We start from the raw sequence: 20816 nt of genomic DNA on the forward strand, positions 1-20816 counted from the left end.
AAATGTGCTCTGGTGTTTGTGCGTCAGCAAGCTTAACGCCTAGAGGTGTTAACGTTTATCTCGGTGTTAAATTTACTTTGATGTTTATTACTTACTTGTAGGCGAGTGGCTTGCCACCGCGTTTTGAAATGTACTCTGGTGTTTGTGCGCCAGCAAGCTCAACGCCTACGGGTTTTAACGTTTATCTCGGTGTTAAATTACTTGTAGGCGAGTGGCTTGCCGCCGCGTTTTGAAATGTGCTCTGGTGTTTTTGCGTCAGCAAGCTTAACGCCTACGGTGTTAACGTTAATCTCAGTGTTTAATTACTCACTGTAGGCGAGTGGCTTGCCACCGCGTTTTGAAATGTGCTCTGGTGTTTGTGCGTCAGCAAGCTTAACGCCTAGAGGTGTTAACGTTTATCTCGGTGTTAAATTTACTTTGATGTTTATTACTTACTTGTAGGCGAGTGGCTTGCCACCGCGTTTTAAATGTGGCTCGGAGTTTGTGCGTCAGCAAGCCCAACGCCTACGGGTGTTAACGTTTTGGGTTTATCGTAGGCGGGGCTTTATGCCGCGCGGTTGATAACATTCATGGCTAAAGCGATTGCCTAAGTTGGCGGGTGAGGTTGATGTAACGCTAAGAGATGCGCGAGGTAAACTCGCGCCTACGACGGGTCAATTTTTTAATCTTGAACCGACCACCTTTAACTAATTTTTAACTACACCAACAACCATGTCGCAGTGCCTAGGAAGGCGAATATACCTACAATATCGGTTACGGTTGTCAGTACCACGCTGCCAGCTAATGCAGGATCAATTTTCATTTTTTTCAATAGCAGCGGAATACTGGCACCGGCGATACCTGCGGCTACTAAGTTCATAAACATGGCAAAGGCGAGTACGCCGCCAAGCTTAAAGTCCCATTGCCAAATAGCAACAACACCGGCAATTAAAATAGACCAAACAATTCCGTTTATTGCGCCGATTGCAAGCTCTTTGATCAGTAAAAAGCGTTGGTTAGTTTGGTTGATATGACCCACTGCAATACCACGTATTACGAGTGTTAATGTTTGGCTGCCCGCAACACCACCCATGGATGGCACTATACCGTTGAGTACTGCTAGAATAGGTAAAATTGCTAAAGTGTTTTCAAAGAAGCTTGCCACAATCGCAGCAAGTAGCGCGGTTAACAAGTTAACGCCAAGCCAAATTGAGCGCTTTTTCGAACTTTTTAACACCGGAGCAAAGGTATCTTCTTCATCATCAAGACCGGCTAGGCTTAATAAGCTATGCTCGGCGTCTTCACGGATAACGTCAACGATATCATCGATGGTGATACGGCCAAGTAGATGGTCATTATCATCAACCACTGGTGCTGATATCCAGTTATGACGTTCAAACAGTTGTGCTACATCGGTTTCATCCATCGAAATGAGGATAGATTCACAATCTTCATCCATTAAGTCGCGAATGATTTTATCTGGCGAGTTAGTCAACAAGGTCGTTAACGACATGGCACCTATAAAGCAGTTATGTTTATCAACAACATAAAGATCATCGGTACCTTCTGGTAGCTCACCACGTAAACGTAAGTAGCGCAGTACTACGTCGATAGTGACATCAGGGCGGATGGTCACTGTATCTGTGTTCATCAGCGCGCCAGCAGAGCGCTCTTGATAAGAGAGTGCTTGAGTTGCACGTTCTCGATCTTGGCTGTCCATGGCACTAACAACGTCTTTGTAGACGGTATCAGGTAGGCTACGTAGTACTTCCCCTAGATCATCGTGACTCATGTCCTCAGTTGCCGCAGCGATGTGCTTCGGCTCCATTTGGGCAATGATCCCTAAACGAACATCTTCTGAGAGTTCTTCAAGTACGTCACCTTGTACATCTGGATCAACCAGTTGCCATAATAAGGTACGAATCTTATGCGGGGATGACTCGAGTAATAATGCGGTGTCACACGGAGCTGTTTTTGCCAACATACGCCTTACTTGAACAAATTGACCACTGTTAAGTGACTTGGTCACTTGTTTTAGTTGTTGTAGTGGGTAATCTTGTTCAAAAGCTTCTGGCATTGGCGTCCTTAAAAAATTAATACACTTGATAGGTAGGGTAACTGTTGTCGATAATTAACGCGCTTGGTCTGTTTAATTAACGACTTTATTCAGTTTAACGCAATTTAGTGGTACTGACTACGAGCTATTCTTGTTCGTTAAAGCGTTGTGCGATCAACTCACCAATTGCTGCAAGAGCAGGTTCAGCGTCCGGGCCCTCACATACAACTTTAACTTCTTTGCCTTGGCTACTTTCTAATAGCATTAAGCCCAGTACGCTGTCGCCTGCGGCTTGTTTGTCATCTTGATGAAGTGTGATGCTGGCATCAAACTGCACAGCTAATTGCGCTAATACGCTGGCTGCGCGAGCATGTAAACCGAGTTTGTTTTTTATTAAAAATGTATCTTCTAAGCGCATCAACATTCCTTACTGTAAACGTGAGTTGTTATTCTTGTTCACGATGGCGAATTTTCACATTACTGTGGCTCATCGAGAAGCTTTCACCTATAGTTTGCGCTAGATAAACTGAGCGATGTTGACCACCGGTGCAACCAATAGCAATTGTTAAGTAACTGCGGTTATTACGTTCTAAGTGCGGTAACCAAGTTTGTACAAAGGTTTGGATCTGCCAAGTGAATTTTTGCACGATACTGTGACTGGCTAAATAATCTTTTACTGGTTGATCCAGGCCTGTGAGCGGTTTTAACTCAGGCTCCCAGTGTGGATTAGGTAAAAAACGTGCATCAAATACATAATCGGCTTCTTTTGGAATACCATGCTTAAAACCAAATGATTCAAAGGTGATGATTAGTTTTTTATCTTTTTTCCCTAAAATCTTTTCACGGATTGACTCAGCAAGCTGGTGGACACTGAGATCTGTGGTATCAAGCATGAAATCAGCACGAGTAGTTAATACATCAAGCAACACTTTTTCTTGCTTGATGGCTAAATCCAGTGGCAAAGAATCCAAAGATAATGGGTGTAAGCGGCGGGTTTCAGAAAAGCGTTTGATCAGGGTTTGATCATCACTGTCTAAATAAAATAGCGTCGGATTTGCAAAACCAGGCAAGTATTCAAGAATGTCGTTAAATTCTTCCTGCTCTTTCGGTAAATTACGAACATCGATACTGACGGCAATTTTGTCGTAATTATCAGAGACACTGCGTACTAATGACGGTAATAAGTTAACTGGAATATTATCTACACAATAATAGCCAAGATCTTCTACTACACGTAAAGCAACAGATTTACCTGAGCCAGAACGCCCACTGATGATGATTAACTCCATGTAAATTCTCCTTCATTTAATACCAATTTTATTAAAAACATGCTCATTCTTGCTTGTTAAATAACCCACTAACTTTGTTTAAAATTATTTATATAGAACAACTATATAAATAATTTCCACCTTGTTCTAGAGCTATTTTCCTGTTGCAATAATTACTCTCTAATTCAATACAATACAATTGGTATGACTACGATTGAGCTGCAATTACATGATACAAATCTTGGTCTGTTTTTGCGCTACGTAGTTGTTTACAAAAATCTTTGTTATTGAGTTTATCAGCAATTGTGGCTAACGTCTTCAAATGAAGTTGGCTGTCACCATCTGGTACGATGAGGGCTACAAATATATCAACTGGGCGATTATCAATCGCATCAAAATCAACCGGTGATTCACTCACTAAAATTATTGCTAGCGGGTTTTCAACACCACTCATACGGCCATGAGGGATAGCAATACCACGACCAATACCCGTACTACCTAGTTTTTCTCTCGACAGTAGTGCGTTGAGGATTTCTTGTTGTGATAGCTGAGGGAGCTGTTCATGAGCCAATTGGCTTATAAATTCAATGATCCGTTTTTTGCTATTAAAAAGGACCGCAGCTTTACTGCAGTCCTGACAAATAAGTGAGCTTAATTTCATAGTGTTAGTGTCGAGCGTGCTTCTCTTTGTGTTTAATTACTTGACGATCAAGTTTATCGATTAGTCCGTCAATAGCTGCATACATGTCTTGGTGCTCAGTCGAGGCAAATAATTCAGCGCCACTGACATGTAATGTGGCCTCTGCTTTTTGGCTTAGTTTTTCTACATCAAGAATAACATGGACATTATTGATATGATCAAAATGCCTTTCAAGCTTGGCAAACTTATTGTTTACATAGTCTCTTAATGAATCAGTAATTTCTACGTGACGACCAGTTAAATTTAGTTGCATAAGCATTTTCCTCTTGTGATTTTACGCCTTAAATCAAACTTTTACGTTGATTTGACGGTGGAATAGCCAGCGACTCGCGGTATTTTGCAATAGTCCGTCTAGCTACTTTGATACCTTGCTCTGCCAATATATCTGCAATCTTACTATCACTCAATGGTTTCGCTGAGTTTTCTGCACTGATCAATTTTCTGATCAATGCTCGAATAGCTGTCGAAGAGCATTCGCCGCCGTTCTCAGTGCTTACATGACTTGAGAAAAAATACTTTAACTCAAAAATACCACGGGGGGTATGCATGTACTTTTGTGTCGTTACGCGAGAGATTGTTGATTCGTGCATCTCAACCATTTCAGCAACGTCGTTTAGTACCATAGGTCGCATTGCTTCAGGGCCATGCTCAAAGAATCCCTGCTGTTGTTTTACAATGCAGTTAGTTACTTTGAGTAACGTCTCGTTACGACTTTCTAGGCTTTTAATAAACCATTTAGCTTCTTGCAAATGCGAACGTATAAATTGGCTGTCAGTGCTTGATTTTACTGAGCGTGACATTGCCGCATATTGGCTGTTCACTCTAATTTTTGGCATGCTGTCTGGATTAAGTTCAACCACCCAGCGACCTTTAATTTTTTTCACCGAAACATCAGGTATAACATACTCTGATTCTTCGCGTACTATAGTATCCGCAGGCTTTGGATTAAGGCTGTGGATCAATGTCATTACTTCTTTCAGCTCATCTTCTTTAAGCTTAGTCTTTTTCATCAAAGTGCGATAGTCACGACTAGCTAATAAATCGATATGATCAGTTAAAATCATTTTAGTCTCGCTAATCCAAGGAGTTGCAGGATCAAATTGATTTAATTGAATACATAAACATTCTTGTAGGCTGCGCGCAGCAATACCAACAGGGTCAAATAACTGAATGCGTTTTAACACTGCTTGCACTTCGTCTAGTTCGATTTCTTCTTCGTTATTACCTTGATTTAAGCTCTCTGCGATGTCTTCGCAGCTCAAGGTTAAAATACCTGAATCGTCAACAGCTTCAACAATCGCAATGGCAATAGCTTCATCGGTTGGACTAAAAGGTGTGAGCTGTAATTGCCACATCAGATATTCGTGCAGGGTTTCAGTTGAAGCACCTTGATAAATTGACTCATCTTCAGGCATTGGGCCGGATGACGTATTTGGCGCAGCACTCATGTATTCGTCCCAGGTGACGTCCATAGCCATTTCGTCACTTAAAGTCTCTTTACTTAATGCTTCGCTACTTTCTTGTTCATATTCGCTGGGCTTGTCGTCTGCTGATGCACTAACAGTTAAGTCATCGTTGTCTTGTTTTTGTTCGTTTTTACCAGCCGTGTCGTCTGAATATTCATGCTCTTCTAGCTCTAACAATGGATTGCTGTCGAGTGCTTCTTGAATTTCTTGCTGGAGATCCAATGTACTGAGTTGCAATAAGCGAATTGCTTGTTGCAGCTGTGGTGTCATTGTAAGTTGCTGGCCCATGCGCAGCTGGAGTGATTGCCTCATGTATCTCTAACAATCCTTTTATTGTTATCATCGTTAAGTCTAGCAGATACTTAGCCGAGCGTGGCTTTATAGCCTAAATTGCTCGCCCAGGTAAACATCGCGGACTGTTTGGTCGGCAAGTACATGCTCAGGGGTACCTGATGCAATTAACTCCCCATGAGAAACTATGTAGGCTTTTTCACAAACATCAAGGGTTTCTCGTACATTGTGGTCGGTAATAAGTACGCCAATACCACGGTTTTTAAGGTGTTCAATAATCTTCTTTATATCTAACACTGAAATAGGATCAACGCCAGCAAAAGGCTCATCAAGTAAGATAAATTTTGGATTTGCGGCTAAAGCGCGTGCAATTTCAACTCGACGACGTTCACCACCAGATAATGCCATACCTTGGCTGTCGCGAATATGTTGAATGCTAAACTCATCAAGTAAGCTGTCTAGTGCTTCTTCTCTGGCTTGTTTATTCAGCTCTTTACGAGTTTCTAAAATAGCCATCAGGTTTTGATAAACAGTTAACTTACGAAAGATGGATGATTCTTGTGGTAAGTAGCCAATCCCTAACCGTGCGCGACTGTGCATTGGCAGTAAAGTGATGTCATTATCATCAATACTTATTTTACCTTTGTCGCTAGGTACTAAACCCACAATCATATAAAAAGTGGTGGTTTTACCTGCGCCATTAGGACCCAGTAAGCCAACAATGCTGCCTGCGCTAACTTCTAAACCCACGCTTTTTACAACTTGGCGACCTTTATAGCTTTTTGCTAAAAATTCAGCTTTTAATATACTCATGGCTGCCCTTTAGGTTTGTCTTTTTTACTGTCAACAGGTACCAAAATAGTGTGTACGCGATCGTTTGAGCTTGCGCCTTTTTCAGCACTGATCAGCTGTTGGTCCATATCATAGGTAATGCTTTTGGCATTAATTTTTTGACCTGCTTGAGTGACTTGTGCATTACCAATTAAAGTTAAATAGCGCTTGGCGACATCGTAACGGACTTCATCAGCACTGGCGCTCATTATTGTGCCATCAGTTTGTTTTTCTTCAAAGTAAGCAGGGTTACCAGTTGCAACAAGCAATTGTTTGTTATTGCCTAAATCTTCGCGCTTATGGACTTCAAGTCGATCCGCTTTGATACGGCGGTTACCATGAATGATTTCAACATTTTTTTCAAAAATACCGATATTATCTTTCAGTTGGGCAAGCTGCTTTTCAGCACTGATAGAGACTTGATCCGCAGGTGGTGCCGTATTTTCAGCAAAGCTTGCAAAGGCAATGAATAAGCTTGGTATCACAAGCAAGTGAGCAAATTTATTGGTCATAATATATGGTTCGCGTATGGTTAATTAGTTCTACCACTTCGGCTTTTAAGTCGGCATGGAGGCCGCGCCCAGTGATCTTTAAATTTGGTCCGATTAATTCAACTGGTTGTTCTGAACTCATGGTTTGTAGTTCAATATCAACCTGAATATTATCTGCGTTTATATGTTCAATCATGGCATTATTGGTCAGGTTTTTAGCAACCACATTACCTTCTAAAATTAATTGATGATTTTCATATAGGGTGGCTTCATCGGCATTAATTTGCCACGTTTGCTGTTGATTATAGAGTGTAAAAATAGGTTGTTCAAAGTAAGTAAACCCTAACTGTTGGTAAAGTTCCATTTTTGCAGCTGTTACTTTGTGGCTAATTTTACCTTGTTCATCAAACGCGGTTTGTTTTAATGCCACCGCAGTATAATCAGGTTTTGCTATTATATCTTCTTGGTTTTGTTTTATGGCAGTGCTTTGATAAAAATACGGATACCACAGCCATACCATACAGCCGACAAATAATACGCATAATATTAAACGCGCACTATTCATGAGCTTGTGCCTTCGCTGGTTAATGATTTACCATTTTCGAGCATTAATAAATCAGTGAGTTCACGCACCGCTCCAAAACCACCAGGGAGCATGGTTGTATAATGTGAAACTCGCTTGATCAAAGGGTGAGCATCATTTACTGCCACCGCAAAACCAACTAATTCCATTACCGGCAAGTCAGGTCCGTCATCGCCTATGTAAGCGATTTGTTCATCGCTTAACTGCAATTTATCTTTGACCTGTTGATAAGCTTGCAACTTGTTTTCTTGACCTTGGTAAATATGCGGTACTGTCAGGCTAGTCATCCGTTGCTGAACTATCTGTGAATGACGACCGGTGATCACGGCAACTTCAAAACCGCTATTGATCAGTGCTTTGATACCAAAACCATCTTTAGTATTAAACGCTTTGAGTTCTTCACCTTGATTGCCAAGATAAATGCGGCCATCTGAAAACACCCCATCGATATCACAGATCAGGAGTTTGATTTTTTGTGCTCGCTCGCTCGCATCATCTGAAAGTGGCTGATATAAGTCAGCAAACTGCATTATAAAACTCCTGCTTTGAGCAAATCTTGCATATTAAGAGCACCAATAGGGTGGTGTTTATCATCAACTACAATTAAGCCATTGATACGCTTATTCTCCATAATATTGAGTGCCTCGGCGGCAAGCATATCCGCGGTTGCTGTAGTGCAAGAGCGGGTCATGACAGTGCTGATCAAAGTGCTATGAATATCTATTCGTTGCTCTAAAATTCGGCGTAAATCACCGTCAGTAAAAAGCCCTGCAAGTTGCCCTGTGTCGTCAACAATGGCCGTCATACCTAAGCCCTTGGCCGACATTTCGATTAATGCATCTTTGATACATTGCTTGTCATTGATCATAGGCGTTGCTGGGCCACTGTGCATAATATCTTTTAAACACAATAGTAAACGTTTGCCTAAGCTTCCCCCAGGATGCGATAGCGCAAAGTCATCGGCAGTAAAGCCTCGGGTTTCTAACAGAGCAACGGCTATTGCATCACCCATCGCAAGCGTTGCCGTCGTGCTCGCAGTCGGGGCGAGTCCTAATGGGCAGGCCTCTTGACTTACTTTGATGCATACATGAGCATCAGCCCAATTTGCCATTGATGATTCAGGGTTACCTGTCATGGCGATCATTTTTGCGCCAATACGTTTAATAACCGGAATAATATTCAGTACTTCGCTGGTTTCGCCTGAGTTAGAAATAAGCATAACCACGTCATCACGAGTGATCATCCCTAAATCACCATGACTTGCTTCACCCGGATGGACAAAAAACGCAGGCGTGCCAGTGCTTGCCAGTGTTGCAGCAATTTTATTACCAATATGCCCAGATTTCCCCATACCGACTACTATGATCCTTCCGTGACATTGATACATCAATTGGCAAGCTTGATTAAAGTTTTCGTCTAGATATTGGGTTATATCAAGCAGTGCTTGGCGCTCTATTTCTAGCACCCGCTTACCTTGTTCAATAAAATTTAACTGCGTCATTGTGTTATCCATTTTGTGGGTAGCATTAAGCAACTTGGCTAAAAATATAACTCTGATATGCTAAAAATGCGACCAATAACAGGCCACCTTCAACTCTATTAATGCGTCTTGTACCTTTAAAGCTCAAGGACATAGCTATAAGGGCTATGGTGGCACCAATCATAATTAAGGCATCACGGTTTGCAGCTGAAGGGTCAATAATTGAAGGGTTGATAATCCCAGCCAGTGGCAACACAGCTAAAATGTTAAAGATATTTGAGCCAACAATATTACCCAGTGCTAAATCATCTTCGTTTTTTAATACCCCAGCAATACAGGCTGCCAGCTCAGGCAGACTGGTGCCAATAGCAATAATGGTTAACCCTATTACTAAATCACTTAGGCCAAAATATTTGGCTATATCAACTGCTGAGCCAACTAAAAAATGTGAGCTCACAGGCAGTAATATCATACCAATAATTAACCAAAATAAAGCCGATTTGGTGGGCACGTTATCTGGTACGTCTTCACAGGCTTCACTTACAAATGGGTCATCAGCTTGGTTTTTAGCGCGAATAGAAATAATAACTAAGCCCGCAATAAAGACCACAAAGCCTATGATTAATGCAACGCCCTCAGCAAATGAAAAGTAGTTATCCGAAAATATATACCAGGCGGCGATTGACACTAGCAGCACAAGCGGCATTTCGCGTTTTAATGTCATTGATGATACTGATAGTGGGCGCAATAGCGCGGTAATACCTAAAACAAGTAAAATATTAGTGATATTTGAGCCAACGGCATTACCCACGGCAGTGTCAGTTTTACCTGCAAGCGCAGCTGATGCTGAGACCATCATTTCAGGGGCTGACGAGCCCATAGCAACAACTGTTAAACCAACAATAAGAGTAGGAACACCGAAATTTTTTGCCAGTGCCGCAGCACCATATACAAAGCGATCTGCACTCCAAACGAGAGCTGCAAATCCGAGAATTAAAATGACAAAAGAAGTCACCATTACGTTACGCCAATTATTCAAAATGAGATGGCTGCAAATAGTAACAAAAGCCAACCTGAAAGTATAAATAAAAGAATCTGCGAAGCTTGTTAGATTATGGACTGATTTGGACTGAGAAAAATTATTTAAGCGACGGTTAAGCCAACGGCTGTAAGCTTTGCAGCGCTATTACATAGAATATTACAAAATTTTACGATTTGTTTTTTCCATCTTGGTGTAAAAACGCTTAAAATAGGTGAACTAGTGAAAATAGTAATGGAGAGCGACTTGTCGCAACCAATAGTAGAAATCAAGGATGTAAGCTTTTCTAGGGGCAATCGCTGTATATATAAAAATATGAGCTTTAGTGTCCCTAAAGGAAAAATTACGGCAATTATGGGGCCAAGCGGAATTGGTAAAACCACCATGTTGCGTTTAATTGGTGGCCAATTAAAACCAGATAGCGGCACTATTTTATTCGAAGGTAATAACATTCCTACCATGTCGCGCAAAGAGCTTTATGCGGCGCGAACCAAAATGAGTATGTTGTTTCAAAGCGGCGCATTATTTACCGATATGTCAGTGTTTGACAATATCGCTTTTCCGCTGCGTGAGCACACTCGTCTAAGTGAAGATTTAATTCGCCTTGTGGTGCTAATGAAATTACAAGCTGTTGGCTTGCGTGGCGCACAAGATCTAATGCCTTCTGAGCTGTCAGGTGGTATGGCACGTCGTGCTGCATTAGCGCGTTCAATCGCGCTTGATCCTGAATTAATTATGTATGATGAGCCATTTGCAGGCCAAGACCCTATCTCCATGGGTGTGTTGGTTAAGTTGATTAAGTCGCTTAATCAAGTGCTTGGGTTATCATCATTAATCGTAACTCACGATGTAACAGAAGTAATGAGTATTGCCGATCACGTTATCATTATTGCCGATCAAGGCGTTATTGGTAGCGGTACACCGGATGAAATGCGTAATCATGAATCGGCCCTAGTTCAGCAGTTCTTAAAAGGATTATCTGATGGCCCAGTGCCGTTTCATTTTCCTGCTCAACCTTATCAAGAAGAATTACTGGGAGGGCGCCGCTGATGTTTGATTTTTTGCAAATGCTAGGTCATAAAACGTTAGGACGGTTTGCTGCACTTGGTCGCTCTACTCAGATGTTGATAGGTGCGTTGTGGAGTTTGCCTAATTTTAGAAAAGGCACGCCGCTTTTAATACGGCAATTATATATGGTCGGCTCGCAGTCACTATTGATTATCATGGTGTCGGGCTTATTCATTGGTATGGTGTTGGCGTTGCAAGGCTACACCGTACTAGTTGGTTATGGTGCAGAGGATAGCTTAGGCCCATTAGTAGCATTGAGTTTACTTAGAGAGTTAGGCCCTGTTGTTACTGCATTATTGTTTGCCGGGCGAGCTGGTAGTGCATTAACCGCAGAAATAGGTTTAATGAAAGCGACTGAGCAGTTATCAAGTCTTGAAATGATGGCTATTGACCCTCTTAAACGTATTATCGCGCCACGCTTTTGGGCGGGCTTTATCAGTATGCCATTACTGGCGTTGATATTTTCAGCAGTTGCAATTATTGGTGCTCATTTAGTGGGGGTTGATTGGTTGGGTGTTGATACGGGGAGTTTTTGGTCAATCATGCAGTCACAAGTGTCATTCCAGCAAGATATTTTAAATGGCATGATCAAGAGTTTTGTATTTGCCATCGTGGTTACATGGATTGCGCTTTATAAAGGCTACGATTGTATACCGACCTCTGAAGGGATCAGTAAAGCAACAACAGAGACAGTTGTACACTCATCTTTGGCTGTTTTAGGGTTTGATTTTATTTTGACAGCGGTAATGTTTACTAGCTAATAAAGGTATAGATAATGAATTCACGGAAATTAGAAATTTTAGTTGGTTTTTTTGTTGCGCTAGGCATAGCAGCTTTTGCTATGTTGGCGTTAAAAGTTGCCAATGCAGGGATCAGCGGCAACGGCGAAACCTACTTATTGAAAGCCAAGTTTGAAAACATTGGTTCATTAAAAACACGTGCGCCGATTAAAGTAGGTGGTGTAGTGGTTGGTCGAGTTGAGGGAATTTCAATTCACCCACAAGAATTTGTGCCAGTTGTTGATATGACGATTGATGCGCAATATCAATGTCGTTTTTCAGATACCAGCTCAGTTTCAATCCTGACATCAGGCATTCTCGGTGAGCAATACTTGGGGATTAACCCTGTTATTGCCCCAAAATCAGCTGAACAAGCGTGTTTAGGTGTTGCGGTAACGAGTGATGATAAAAACTTAGGGTTAGACGAGTTATTTGGTGTTGAGAGCAAAGCCTTAAATGATGGCGACTATATCACTGACACGAAATCAGCATTGGTGCTTGAAGAGTTAATCGGGCAATTTTTATTCAATCAAGGCGGCGAGTAAGTAATTATGTTTAAGAAATTTTTAATGGTAGTTGCGCTGACTTTCAGTGCCATTAGCGTAGCAAGCGATGCGGTCAATTTAACAGACCCATATAAAATGGTCCGCCAAGTATCTGATAATACTTTTCAACGTATTACTCGTGACCAGCCTTTAATCGAAAAAGATAAGGAGCACCTACGGGTTATTGTCAAAGAAGAGTTGATGCCTTACATTGATTATAAATATGCTGCACTGCGTGTATTAGGAAGTCATGTATCAAAAGTACGTGCGATTAAAGATCCTGCCGAGCAAAAACAAGCAGTTGAGGATATTAAACACTTTATTGATGTGTTTCAAGAATACTTAATCGCTACTTATGCTGGTGTGTTTACGCAATACACCAACCAAAAAGTAGAGTTTGGTGCAAGCAAAGAGTTTACAGGACAAGACCTAGTATTAGTGAAAACCAAAATTGTCGAGCCAGGCAAGCCGGAAATTAAAATTGATTTTAAAGTACGTGAAGATCGCGATGGCGAATGGCGTGCTTATGACATGGTTGCCGAAGGCATTAGTTTATTAGATGCCAAGCAAAGTGAATTTCAAGGCATTTTGCGCCAGCAAGGTATTAACCATGTAAGTGACCTACTTGAACAGAAAAGTAAGTTGCCAGTGCAATTTAGAGGTGACGGCGGTAATGAGTAAAGTAACGGTTACTCAGCTTGACGAACAGCACTATCGAGTCAGTGGTGAATTGACTCGAAATTCAATTTCCGCTGAACGACTTCTGAATAAAAACTCACAAAGTAACCATAAAAACTGGTATTTTGACCTTTCTGAGGTGTCTAGGGTTGACACGGCGGGCTTAGCTTGGTTAATTCACTCTTTCGCAGAATTAAAGCAGCAAGGTATTCACCTTGAATTGCAAAATATTCCTGAACAACTGCAAAAGTTGATGCAGTTGGGACAGGTTACCAACCTATTTGAGTGAGAGTTATGGAAACAAGCCAAGTCGAAACCTTATTGCGCGACGCATTGCAATTAGCTGAAGTACATGTGAAAGCCAACGGTAGTCATTATGAAGTTATCGCAGTCGGCGATTGTTTTGATGGTTTAAGCCGAGTGAAAAAACAACAGCTGGTATATGGTCCGTTGATGAACACCATTTCTGACGGCACAATTCACGCAGTTTCGATCCGTGCATTTACGCCAACTGAGTGGAAGCGCGAACAAAAATTCATTTTACCTCAATAAAAAAGGTTTCCTCATGGATCAATTTGTAATTCAGGGTGGAACCGGACTTGCCGGTGAAGTCACTATCTCTGGCGCTAAAAATGCCGCTTTACCTATTTTGTTTGCAGCATTATTAGCTGACGGTAAAAGTACCTTTAATAATGTTCCTCGCCTGCGTGATATCGGCACTACTGAAGCATTATTAAAAACCCTCGGCGCAGAAATACACTGGCACGGCGAACAGCTCGTGATTGATGGTGGGAAAGTTGATAAAACATTAGCCCCTTACGAGTTAGTCAAACAAATGCGTGCTTCAGTATTAGCATTAGGTCCATTGGTTGCTCGTTTTGGTCAAGCACAAGTATCGCTTCCTGGTGGTTGTGCAATTGGTGCTCGCCCGGTTGATATTCATATTCAAGGTTTGGAGCGCATGGGCGCTGTTATTAGCGTTGAAAATGGTTATATCAATGCCAAGGTAGATGGGCGTTTAAAAGGTGCTGAAATCTACATGGAAATGGTCAGCGTTGGCGCGACCGAAAATTTATTAATGGCCGCAACCTTAGCTGATGGCAAAACCGTATTAGAAAACGCGGCGCGTGAACCAGAGATTATAGATTTAGCTGCTTGCTTAACAGCAATGGGGGCAAAAATTAGCGGTGCAGGCACTAGCCGTATTGAAATTGAGGGGGTTGAAAAGCTGCATGGTTGTGAGCATCGCATCTTGCCAGATCGGATTGAAACTGGCACATTTTTAGTGGCCGCAGCAATGGCGGGTGGTGAAGTGCTATGTAAGCTTACCGATTTTCATAGTTTAGAGCCTGTAATTGAAAAATTGCGTGCGACTAATGCGTTGATTGAAGTACATAAAGATAGTATTTATCTTGATATGCGTGGCCGTGAGCTTAAAGCCGTTAATATCAAAACCATGCCACACCCAGGTTTTCCTACCGATATGCAAGCACAGTTTACTGCTTTAAATGTAGTTGCTAATGGCAGTGCGACCATTACCGAGACGATTTTTGAAAACCGTTTTATGCACGTACCAGAACTACAACGCATGGGTGCTAACATTCGTTTAGAGGGGAATACGGCAATTTGTGGTGACACTAAGAGTTTGAGTGGCGCACAAGTAATGGCAACTGATTTACGTGCATCAGCGAGCCTAATTTTGACTGGTATTGTGGCACAAGGTGAGACGGTTGTTGACCGTATTTACCACGTTGATCGTGGTTATCAACGGATTGAAGATAAACTCAGCGCGTTAGGTGCTAACATCAAACGTCGAAGTAGTTAATAGCCTAGAACCTAGGTCCTAGCTTCTAGGCCTAGGTTTTATAGTTTAGTCTCTAACTCTGCAACCTTCACCATCACTTTTAGTACTTCTCCGCTTCGATAAAGTTCAAACTCTATTTCATGCCCCGGCTCTGAATTACCAATTGTGGTCAAGGTTTTTTGCGGGTTAGTGACATCTTCACCGGCAATTTTAATCACAATATCTTGTTCTTTAATACCAGCTTGCCATGCTGGACCTAATGGATCTAGATTGGTTATACGCAAGCCCGCAACAGGGGTGAATTTATCGCTAACTTCTTTACCCGTACTATCAACTGCAGTACCGGTGAAGCCCAAATAACCACGTACAACACGGCCATGACGGATCAGTTTATCCATTACCTCTTTTGCTAATGAGTAAGGTACTGCGAAGAATATGCCTTGGATATCGAGGTTCTCTCGGGTTTTAAATTGTGCTGAGGTGATCCCAACCAAGTCACCGTTAGAGTTTACTAGCGCGCCACCTGAATTGCCGACATTAATTGCCGCATCCATCTGTAGTAGGCTATTGTAAGGACTATCGGTAATTTTTTGTTTACCCGTGGCACTGATGATCCCTTGGGTGATTGTTTGTCCTAAATTAAGCGGATTACCAATCGCCAGTACCACATCGCCCACACGTGGCGTAAAACGCTCACTAATTGGAATAACGGGCAAATGCTCCACGTTAATTTTCAACAGTGCTAAGTCGGTGATGGTATCAAAGCCGATGAGCTGAACATCAAAATAACGGCGGCCATCAGTAAGCAGCACCATAATTTGATCAGCATTATTGATCACATGATAGTTGGTAAGAATATAGCCATCACTTGACATGATTACACCGGAGCCAAGCTCTTGCACGGTGTTTTGCCGTTTATAACGAGGTTCCTTTGAAATGCTCTCAGAAATGATTGTCACAACAGATGGCGCTGCGCGCTGTACTGCATCGGCAAAGCTCAAATGGTCAATACTCATAGCACTTGGTAAGGGTACATTGGGTAACAGCGTTGCACGCATATTTGGGCTAAAAAATACTACCAAAAATGCGATACCGAGTCCGGCAAATAGCGGGGGGAGGACAAACTTAAAAAATTTCAGCACAATTTTCTTATTCTTAATGAGCGATCTTCTAATGATGGCACAAAAAAAATAGCAGCGGCAAGTACCACTGCTATTATTTATGTTATTTACCTAATATTTATTTTATTGGATTAAAACAAATACCGACTCACGACCGCGTTGTACTCCAAGTACGATGTTACCTTTAGTATTTTCGATGATCTTATTCATGTCACTAATTGTTTCAACACGCTGACGGTTTACTTGCATTACCACGTCGCCTTCTTCAAGGCCTACTCTAGCCGCTGGTGAGCGCGGATCAACAGTTGTCACCTCAACCCCTTTATTACCATTCTTTTGGGTGTTTTCAAGTGTTGCACCTTGGAAGGCTGGATGTAGTTCATCACCGGCTGCGGTTAGTGCTGATGCGCCATCAAGGGTCACTTTAACGGTTTGCACTTTACCATCACGATAAATGCCTAATTTTACCTTTCTGCCTTCACCTAGCGTGGCGATTTTACTGCGCAGTTCATGGAAGCCGCTGATCTCACTACCATCAATACTAATAATTACGTCACCTGCTTTAATACCGGCTTCACTGGCGGCAGAATCATCCATTACTTGCATAACATAAGCGCCTTGTTTTACATCAAGCTGTTGTGCTTTAGCAAGGCCAGCATCCAGTGGGCGCCCAGAAATACCTAGTGAGCCACGGCGTACTTCACCATGTTCAATAATTTGGTCAACGAGATTTTTCATCATATTGGATGGAATCGCAAAGCCGATACCAACATTGCCACCCGATGCACCTAAAATGGCCGTGTTAATACCAATTAGCTCACCGTTTAAGTTAACTAACGCACCACCTGAGTTACCTTGATTAATTGCAGCATCGGTTTGAATAAAATCTTCATAACCTTCAATATTTAAACCACTACGGCCCAGTGCACTAACAATCCCTGAGGTAACAGTATGGCTTAAACCAAATGGGTTACCAATCGCTACTGCAAAGTCACCCACTCGTAGTTGATCTGAGTTTGCCAGTTTAACGGCGACTAAATCCTCGGCATCAATTTTTAATAACGCGATGTCTGATTCTTTATCGCTACCGATTTTAGTTGCTTCGTATTCACGACCATCTTCAAGAGTAACCAACATTTTTTCAGCATCTTGAACTACGTGGTTATTGGTAACGACATAGCCTTCTTTGGCGTCAATAATAACGCCTGAGCCTAAACCACTAAATTCACGCTTTTGGCTACGCGGTTGCGGATTGCCAAAAAAGAAATCAAGCGGATCAGCGCGACGACGGACTTCCTTTGAACCGGAGACTTGGATACTAACAACGCCTGGTGTTATTTGTTCTAGCATCGGCGCTAACGTCGGTAATTGTTGACCATTGACTGCGATAGGCATCTTAGCCATTGATACTGCAGGGGTTAATAATAAACTGGCAGATAACATTGCTGCACTGATTAACGATAATTTCATTTTCATAGTCAGGGTTTACTCCACATCACAGGAAAAAGCACAAACAAAAAAGGCTGCATAAGCAGCCTTTTATCAATTTAGTTCAAAACATTTTAAAGTAGGTTCGCTCTTTAGAATGTTTTGAAATGCATGTAAAACATAAACTGCTTTATAAACAGACTATGGGGTCAAAAAAAAGTTCATCAAGAAGCTTTAGAAATTTCTGAAACCTTAATTAAACTTTGTCCGGCTCGGCTACTTTTGGTTCGCCGGCGAATAAGCCTGATTCACCTGATACATAATCAGCAGGTTGAGCATGTGCCGATGAACGGTCACTTTGGCGTTCCTTTAGTGAGCGCTGTAGCTGCTCAGTCGTTTCTTTAGAAAAAAATGGTTCGTTAGGATGCTGTTTTTTATCAGCTAGTAGCAGCTTGTTAGTTTCATCAACATGATTTAACAATTGGTCGTAGTTGTCTTTCATTTTGTTGACGAGTCTACCAGTGCTTGCTAAATGATCTGCAACATCTTGACGGTATTGCTCTAATGCATTTTTAGCTTGTTCTGCTTGTTGCTCTAATTCATCTTGCTTAAATTGCTTTTTAGTGACGAAGGCGCCAAGGAAAAATGCAGCTACTGCCACAATAACAATAATGCCGATCCAAGTAACTGTACCCATAATTCTACCCCTTTGGGAATTAATACATAAAAATAAAATAACGCCTAGATTGCGTACTCAAGAATAAATCCTGTTGCTGCTAATATACCCCGAGTTACGATGCGTGTTAACATATTGCGTAAATTAAACCGTGTTTTATTGTAACTATCTATGACTCCTTGGCAAAAGTACCAACAAGATTTACAGCGTGAAGACTTTGTTTACGATGCTGCGCAAGAAAATGCAGTACGTCATCTACAAAGGCTCTTCGATGACTTAACAGCACAAAAGCCCGCAGCTAGAGGCTGGTTCTCTAAACTATTTAATAAAAATAGCACGGCGCCTATAAAAGGTTTGTATTTTTGGGGGGGAGTAGGGCGTGGTAAAACCTATTTGGTTGATACCTTCTATGAGGCGCTGCCGGGAACACGCAAGATGCGCGTGCATTTTCATCGTTTTATGCACCGTGTTCACGAAGAGCTAAAAAAATTAGACAAAACTGCTAATCCCTTAGAAGTTGTGGCTGATATTTTTAAAGCTGAAACCGACATTATCTGCTTTGACGAATTTTTTGTGCAAGACATTACTGATGCCATGCTGCTTGGTGGTTTAATGGAAGCCTTATTTGCGCGCGGCATTGTGTTAGTGGCAACGTCTAACATTATACCTGATGAGTTATATCGAAATGGTTTGCAGCGTGCTCGCTTTTTGCCTGCAATCGCACTTGTTAATGCAAACACTGAGATTGTGAATGTGGATTCTGGCATTGATTACCGATTGCGTACTTTAGAGCAAGCAGAGATATTTCATAGCCCACTAGATGAACAAGCCGATAAAAATCTGTTTGAGTATTTTGATAAGTTATCTCCAGAGCCGGGGAAACTCGATCACCCCATCGAAATCGAAGGGCGAATGATCAAAACCCGTAAGGTCGCTGATTGTATTGTGATGTTTGATTTCTCTCAGTTGTGTGAAACCGCACGTAGCCAAGTCGATTATATGGAAATAAGCCGTTTATATAACACTGTTATTTTATCGAACGTAAAACAGCTTGGCCAAAATAACGACGATGCCGCCAGACGCTTTATTGCGTTAGTCGATGAGTTTTACGAACGCCACGTCACACTTATTATTTCTGCTGAAAAACCTATTACGGAACTCTACACGCAAGGCAACCTTAACTTTGAGTTCAGACGTTGTATTAGTCGATTGCAAGAAATGCAGTCGTTAGAGTACCTAGCAAGAGAGCATTTGGTTTAATGTAGCTGTAAGTTATAAGCCGTCAGCCGTCAGCCGTCAGCCGTCAGCCGTCAGCCGTCAGGTAAAGAGAATATTTTCTTGACTCTTAAGTTGATAGGGACAAAGTTTTGATAGCTGATAGAACAATTTTCTTGTGGAAAAAACAACCGTCGAGTAGCAATGTGATAAAAGTGCTGGTATACTCCCGCGTCTGCCACGTTGCGTTCTATTGCCTTCATTAGATTAGCCTCTTTTGAATGGCGCAAAAGTCTTAAACTCGAAGGGGTTGGAGCAAACATTTAGAGCGGTAATTAATAATAATTACCTGTGGTTTTAATTGAAAAACATTGGATTTTTATAAATGAAAACGTTTGTTGCTAAACCAGAAACAGTAAAACGTGACTGGTACGTAGTTGACGCTGAAGGTAAAACTTTAGGTCGCATCGCTACTGAAATCGCTCATCGCCTACGCGGTAAGCACAAAGCTGAGTACACTCCACACGTAGATACTGGTGATTACATCATCGTTATCAACGCGGAGAAAGTTACTGTAACTGGTAACAAGTTCAAAGATAAAGTGTACTATGCTCACTCTGGTTTCCCAGGTGGTCTTAAGTCTACTACTTTTGATAAACTTCAAGCTGCAAAGCCTGAAATGATCATCGAGAAGGCTGTTAAGGGCATGTTGCCACGTGGTCCTTTAGGCCGCGCAATGTACCGTAAACTTAAAGTTTACGCAGGTACTGAGCACAACCATGCTGCACAACAGCCTCAGGTTCTAGACATTTAAGGAGCACTAACATGGCAAATCAATACTACGGTACAGGTCGTCGTAAAAGTTCAAGTGCTCGCGTATTCTTACGCCCAGGCACTGGTAACATCGTAATCAACAATCGCTCTTTAGAAGAGTATTTTGGTCGCGAAACAGCACGCATGGTTGTTCGTCAAGCTTTAGGGCTTGTTGATATGACTGAAAAGTTTGATCTTTACATCACCGTTGCTGGTGGTGGTACTACTGGTCAAGCTGGTGCTATCCGTCACGGTATCACTCGTGCACTTATGGAGTTTGACGAGTCACTACGTCCACAACTTCGTAAAGCAGGTTTCGTTACTCGTGATGCACGTAAAGTTGAACGTAAGAAAGTGGGTCTTAAGAAAGCGCGTAAGCGTCCACAGTTCTCAAAACGTTAATATTTACGTTATCAAGAATTTCAAAAACCCAGCTTCTGCTGGGTTTTTTGTTTTTGGAGTTATAAAAGTTAGCGAAAGTAAAGTTAGCGAAAGTAAAGTTAGC

Annotated in this window: 25 protein-coding genes; 10 read left to right on the plus strand and 15 right to left on the minus strand. The window is 41.8% G+C overall.

Annotation, left to right across the window (positions count from 1 at the left end):
* Positions 1-697 precede the first annotated feature (697 nt).
* From mgtE to H5163_RS18925, 12 genes are all read right to left on the minus strand, one after another.
* On the minus strand, positions 698-2056 hold the full coding sequence (gene mgtE, locus H5163_RS18870; protein ID WP_145236729.1) for a magnesium transporter: 1359 nt from the start codon (positions 2054-2056) through the stop codon (positions 698-700).
* Positions 2057-2180: 124 nt separating this feature from the next.
* The gene (locus H5163_RS18875; protein ID WP_064667815.1) at positions 2181-2453 is read right to left on the minus strand and encodes an HPr family phosphocarrier protein; all 273 of its coding nucleotides are present in this window, start codon (positions 2451-2453) and stop codon (positions 2181-2183) included.
* Between the two features lie 28 nt (positions 2454-2481).
* On the minus strand, positions 2482-3324 hold the full coding sequence (gene rapZ / locus H5163_RS18880) for an RNase adapter RapZ (RefSeq protein WP_145236732.1): 843 nt from the start codon (positions 3322-3324) through the stop codon (positions 2482-2484).
* 187 nt (positions 3325-3511) lie between these two features.
* The gene (gene ptsN, locus H5163_RS18885) at positions 3512-3964 is read right to left on the minus strand and encodes a PTS IIA-like nitrogen regulatory protein PtsN (protein ID WP_145236736.1); all 453 of its coding nucleotides are present in this window, start codon (positions 3962-3964) and stop codon (positions 3512-3514) included.
* Between the two features lie 4 nt (positions 3965-3968).
* Entirely contained in the window at positions 3969-4256 is a 288-nt protein-coding gene (hpf, locus tag H5163_RS18890) for a ribosome hibernation promoting factor (protein ID WP_145236739.1), read from the minus strand.
* Positions 4257-4284: 28 nt separating this feature from the next.
* Positions 4285-5781, minus strand: coding sequence for an RNA polymerase factor sigma-54 (locus H5163_RS18895; RefSeq protein WP_145236743.1), 1497 nt, complete (start codon positions 5779-5781; stop codon positions 4285-4287).
* 66 nt (positions 5782-5847) lie between these two features.
* Positions 5848-6573, minus strand: a complete 726-nt coding sequence (gene lptB / locus H5163_RS18900) for an LPS export ABC transporter ATP-binding protein (protein WP_145236746.1) — start codon at positions 6571-6573, stop codon at positions 5848-5850.
* On the minus strand, positions 6570-7103 hold the full coding sequence (gene lptA / locus H5163_RS18905) for a lipopolysaccharide transport periplasmic protein LptA (RefSeq protein WP_145236749.1): 534 nt from the start codon (positions 7101-7103) through the stop codon (positions 6570-6572). Before lptA ends, lptB begins: the two co-directional genes overlap by 4 nt.
* On the minus strand, positions 7093-7647 hold the full coding sequence (lptC, locus tag H5163_RS18910) for an LPS export ABC transporter periplasmic protein LptC (protein WP_145236752.1): 555 nt from the start codon (positions 7645-7647) through the stop codon (positions 7093-7095). The genes lptA and lptC overlap by 11 nt, the downstream gene beginning before the upstream one ends.
* The gene (kdsC, locus tag H5163_RS18915; protein ID WP_182735739.1) at positions 7644-8195 is read right to left on the minus strand and encodes a 3-deoxy-manno-octulosonate-8-phosphatase KdsC; all 552 of its coding nucleotides are present in this window, start codon (positions 8193-8195) and stop codon (positions 7644-7646) included. Before kdsC ends, lptC begins: the two co-directional genes overlap by 4 nt.
* The gene (locus tag H5163_RS18920) at positions 8195-9166 is read right to left on the minus strand and encodes a KpsF/GutQ family sugar-phosphate isomerase (protein ID WP_145236758.1); all 972 of its coding nucleotides are present in this window, start codon (positions 9164-9166) and stop codon (positions 8195-8197) included. Before H5163_RS18920 ends, kdsC begins: the two co-directional genes overlap by 1 nt.
* 25 nt (positions 9167-9191) lie before the next feature.
* A complete protein-coding gene (locus H5163_RS18925; protein ID WP_145236761.1) occupies positions 9192-10163 on the minus strand; it encodes a calcium/sodium antiporter in 972 nt (323 codons plus the stop codon).
* A 255-nt stretch (positions 10164-10418) separates the two neighbouring features.
* Between H5163_RS18925 and mlaF the strand changes: the two genes are divergently transcribed.
* The 7 genes from mlaF to murA are packed head-to-tail and all read left to right on the plus strand — an operon-like array spanning position 10419 to position 15079.
* The gene (gene mlaF / locus H5163_RS18930; RefSeq protein WP_182732390.1) at positions 10419-11234 is read left to right on the plus strand and encodes a phospholipid ABC transporter ATP-binding protein MlaF; all 816 of its coding nucleotides are present in this window, start codon (positions 10419-10421) and stop codon (positions 11232-11234) included.
* Positions 11234-12013, plus strand: a complete 780-nt coding sequence (gene mlaE, locus H5163_RS18935; RefSeq protein ID WP_145236765.1) for a lipid asymmetry maintenance ABC transporter permease subunit MlaE — start codon at positions 11234-11236, stop codon at positions 12011-12013. Before mlaF ends, mlaE begins: the two co-directional genes overlap by 1 nt.
* A 14-nt stretch (positions 12014-12027) precedes the next feature.
* Entirely contained in the window at positions 12028-12576 is a 549-nt protein-coding gene (gene mlaD / locus H5163_RS18940; RefSeq protein WP_182732388.1) for an outer membrane lipid asymmetry maintenance protein MlaD, read from the plus strand.
* A 6-nt stretch (positions 12577-12582) separates the two neighbouring features.
* On the plus strand, positions 12583-13257 hold the full coding sequence (locus H5163_RS18945) for a phospholipid-binding protein MlaC (protein WP_145236773.1): 675 nt from the start codon (positions 12583-12585) through the stop codon (positions 13255-13257).
* Positions 13250-13543: a lipid asymmetry maintenance protein MlaB gene (locus tag H5163_RS18950; RefSeq protein ID WP_145236776.1), complete on the plus strand. Its 294-nt coding sequence runs from the start codon at positions 13250-13252 to the stop codon at positions 13541-13543. The genes H5163_RS18945 and H5163_RS18950 overlap by 8 nt, the downstream gene beginning before the upstream one ends.
* A gap of 5 nt (positions 13544-13548) precedes the next feature.
* The gene (locus H5163_RS18955) at positions 13549-13806 is read left to right on the plus strand and encodes a BolA family protein (RefSeq protein ID WP_145236780.1); all 258 of its coding nucleotides are present in this window, start codon (positions 13549-13551) and stop codon (positions 13804-13806) included.
* A gap of 13 nt (positions 13807-13819) precedes the next feature.
* Positions 13820-15079, plus strand: a complete 1260-nt coding sequence (gene murA, locus H5163_RS18960) for a UDP-N-acetylglucosamine 1-carboxyvinyltransferase (RefSeq protein WP_145236783.1) — start codon at positions 13820-13822, stop codon at positions 15077-15079.
* Between the two features lie 38 nt (positions 15080-15117).
* Here the strand turns inward: murA and H5163_RS18965 are convergent, their stop codons facing one another.
* From H5163_RS18965 to H5163_RS18975, 3 genes are all read right to left on the minus strand, one after another.
* Entirely contained in the window at positions 15118-16200 is a 1083-nt protein-coding gene (locus H5163_RS18965; RefSeq protein WP_145236786.1) for a trypsin-like peptidase domain-containing protein, read from the minus strand.
* Positions 16201-16302: 102 nt separating this feature from the next.
* Positions 16303-17655 carry a Do family serine endopeptidase gene (locus H5163_RS18970; RefSeq protein ID WP_182732389.1) on the minus strand — a complete coding sequence of 451 codons (1353 nt, stop codon included), beginning with the start codon at positions 17653-17655 and terminating at the stop codon, positions 16303-16305.
* Between the two features lie 208 nt (positions 17656-17863).
* Entirely contained in the window at positions 17864-18304 is a 441-nt protein-coding gene (locus H5163_RS18975) for a YhcB family protein (RefSeq protein ID WP_145236792.1), read from the minus strand.
* Positions 18305-18454: 150 nt separating this feature from the next.
* Between H5163_RS18975 and zapE the strand changes: the two genes are divergently transcribed.
* The 3 genes from zapE (at position 18455) to rpsI (ending at position 20713) form a co-directional block, all read left to right on the plus strand.
* Positions 18455-19543: a cell division protein ZapE gene (gene zapE, locus H5163_RS18980; RefSeq protein WP_145236796.1), complete on the plus strand. Its 1089-nt coding sequence runs from the start codon at positions 18455-18457 to the stop codon at positions 19541-19543.
* Between the two features lie 340 nt (positions 19544-19883).
* Complete coding sequence (gene rplM / locus H5163_RS18985) at positions 19884-20312, plus strand: 50S ribosomal protein L13 (protein ID WP_002957960.1); 429 nt, start codon at positions 19884-19886, stop codon at positions 20310-20312.
* A gap of 11 nt (positions 20313-20323) precedes the next feature.
* The gene (rpsI, locus tag H5163_RS18990; protein ID WP_016710054.1) at positions 20324-20713 is read left to right on the plus strand and encodes a 30S ribosomal protein S9; all 390 of its coding nucleotides are present in this window, start codon (positions 20324-20326) and stop codon (positions 20711-20713) included.
* The last annotated feature ends 103 nt before the right edge of the window (positions 20714-20816 follow it).

Source organism: Pseudoalteromonas sp. SG44-8, from assembly GCF_014164125.1.
Taxonomy (GTDB): Bacteria; Pseudomonadota; Gammaproteobacteria; order Enterobacterales; family Alteromonadaceae; genus Pseudoalteromonas; species Pseudoalteromonas rhizosphaerae.